Origin of the sequence: Streptomyces sp. WAC06614, assembly GCF_003949795.1 — a bacterium.
GTDB lineage: Bacteria > Actinomycetota > Actinomycetes > Streptomycetales > Streptomycetaceae > Streptomyces.
Map to the genome: position 1 here is coordinate 1 of NZ_RPRY01000559.1, position 2,549 is coordinate 2,549.

At 71.9% G+C, this 2,549-nt stretch carries 1 protein-coding gene; it reads left to right on the forward strand.

Annotated features, from left to right (window positions below):
- The first annotated feature begins 55 nt into the window (after positions 1–55).
- Positions 56–2,437: an excinuclease ABC subunit UvrA gene (locus tag EF918_RS34650; RefSeq protein ID WP_125652832.1), complete on the forward strand. Its 2,382-nt coding sequence runs from the start codon at positions 56–58 to the stop codon at positions 2,435–2,437.
- Positions 2,438–2,549: the final 112 nt, after the last annotated feature.

Genomic DNA, 2,549 nt, shown 5'->3' on the forward strand with positions numbered 1-2,549 from the left:
GCACCTCCCCCGCCCGCGCCGCGCACCCCACGCAACAGATGGAGAGACGAACAGCATGGCCAAGCAGACGGACCAGCGGTCGCCCGGGCCGCACGTCGCCGACAGCCACGACCTGATCCGCGTGCACGGTGCGCGCGAGAACAACCTCAAGGACGTCAGCATCGAGATCCCGAAGCGCCGGCTGACCGTGTTCACCGGCGTCTCGGGCTCCGGCAAGAGCTCGCTGGTGTTCGACACGATCGCCGCCGAGTCGCAGCGGCTGATCAACGAGACCTACAGCGCGTTCGTCCAGGGCTTCATGCCGACGCTGGCCCGGCCCGAGGTGGACGTGCTGGAGGGGCTGACCACCGCGATCATCGTCGACCAGCAGCGGATGGGCGCCGACCCGCGGTCCACGGTCGGCACCGCCACCGACGCCAACGCGATGCTGCGCATCCTGTTCAGCCGGCTCGGCGACCCGCACATCGGCCCGCCGAGCGCGTACGCCTTCAACGTGCCCTCGGTCCGCGGCAGCGGCGCGATCACCGTCGAGCGCGGTGCCAGGAAGGCGGTGAAGGCGGAGTACAGCCGCACCGGCGGGATGTGCCCGCGCTGCGAGGGCCGGGGCACGGTCACCGACGTCGACCTGACCCAGCTCTACGACGCGGACAAGTCGCTCGACGAGGGCGCGCTGACCATTCCCGGCTACAGCATGGACGGCTGGTACGGACGGATCTACCGCGGCTGCGGCTTCTTCGACCCGGCCAAGCCGATCGCGAAGTTCACGAAGCGGGAGCTGCACGACCTGCTCCACAAGGAGCCGACCAAGATCAAGGTCGACGGCATCAACCTCACCTACGAGGGCCTGATCCCGAAGATCCAGAAGTCGATGCTGTCGAAGGACGTCGACGCCCTCCAGCCGCACGTACGCGCCTTCGTGGAGCGTGCGATGACCTTCACCACCTGCCCGGAGTGCGAGGGCACCCGGCTGAGCGAGGGTGCCCGGGCCTCCAGGATCGGCAAGGTCAGCATCGCCGACGCCTGTGCGATGCAGATCAGCGACCTGGCCGCCTGGGTCCGCGGGCTGGACGAGCCCTCGGTCGCCCCGCTGCTGGCCAAGCTGGCGCACACGCTCGACTCGTTCGTGGAGATCGGCCTCGGCTACCTCTCGCTGGACCGGTCGGCGGGGACGCTGTCGGGCGGTGAGGCGCAGCGGGTGAAGATGATCCGGCACCTGGGTTCCTCGCTGACCGACACCACGTACGTCTTCGACGAGCCGACCACCGGTCTGCACCCGCACGACATCCAGCGGATGAACGGCCTGCTGCTGCGGCTGCGGGACAAGGGCAACACGGTGCTCGTCGTGGAGCACAAGCCGGAGGTCATCGCGATCGCCGACCACGTGGTCGACCTCGGCCCGGGTGCCGGTACCGCGGGCGGCGCGGTCTGCTTCGAGGGGACCGTCGAGGGGCTGCGCTCCAGCGGCACCGTCACCGGCCGGCACTTCGACGACCGGGCCGGCCTCAAGGACTCCGTCCGCACGCCCTCCGGCGTGCTGGAGATCCGCGGCGCGCGCACGCACAACCTGCAGGACGTCGACGTGGACGTGCCGCTCGGCGTGCTCACCGTCGTCACCGGTGTGGCCGGCTCCGGCAAGAGCTCGCTGATCCACGGCTCCGTCCCGGCCTCGGCGGGCGTGGTGTCGGTGGACCAGACGCCCATCCGCGGCTCGCGGCGCAGCAACCCGGCGACGTACACGGGGCTGCTGGACCCGATCCGCAAGGCGTTCGCCAAGGCCAACGGGGTCAAGCCCGCGCTGTTCAGCGCCAACTCCGAGGGTGCGTGCCCCACCTGCAACGGGGCCGGGGTGGTGTACACCGACCTCGGGATGATGGCGGGGGTCTCCAGCACCTGCGAGGACTGCGACGGCAAGCGGTTCGACGCCTCCGTCCTGGAGTACCACCTCGGCGGCCGGGACATCAGCGAGGTGCTGGCGATGTCGGTGACCGAGGCGGAACGGTTCTTCGGCGCCGGCGAGGCCCGGACCCCCGCGGCGCACAAGATCCTGGAGCGCCTGGCCGACGTGGGCCTGGGCTACCTCAGCCTCGGCCAGCCGCTCACCACGCTGTCGGGCGGTGAGCGGCAGCGGCTGAAGCTGGCCACGCACATGGGCGACAAGGGCGGCGTCTACGTCCTGGACGAGCCGACCGCCGGCCTGCACCTCGCCGACGTGGAGCAGCTGCTGGGCCTGCTCGACCGGCTGGTCGACTCCGGCAAGTCGGTGATCGTGATCGAGCACCACCAGGCGGTCATGGCCCACGCGGACTGGCTCATCGACCTCGGCCCGGGCGCCGGCCACGACGGCGGCCGCGTCGTCTTCGAAGGCACCCCGACGGACCTGGTCGCCGCCCGCTCCACCCTGACGGCCGAGCACCTGGCGGCGTACGTGGGGGCGTGAGCCGGGCGGCCCCGGCGGCCCCGGCGGCCCCGCGGCCGTGGCGGTCCGGGGCCGCGCCGTCCGGGGCCCCGGTCCGGGGCCGCGCCGGCCGGGCCCCGGACCTGTCGCCTAT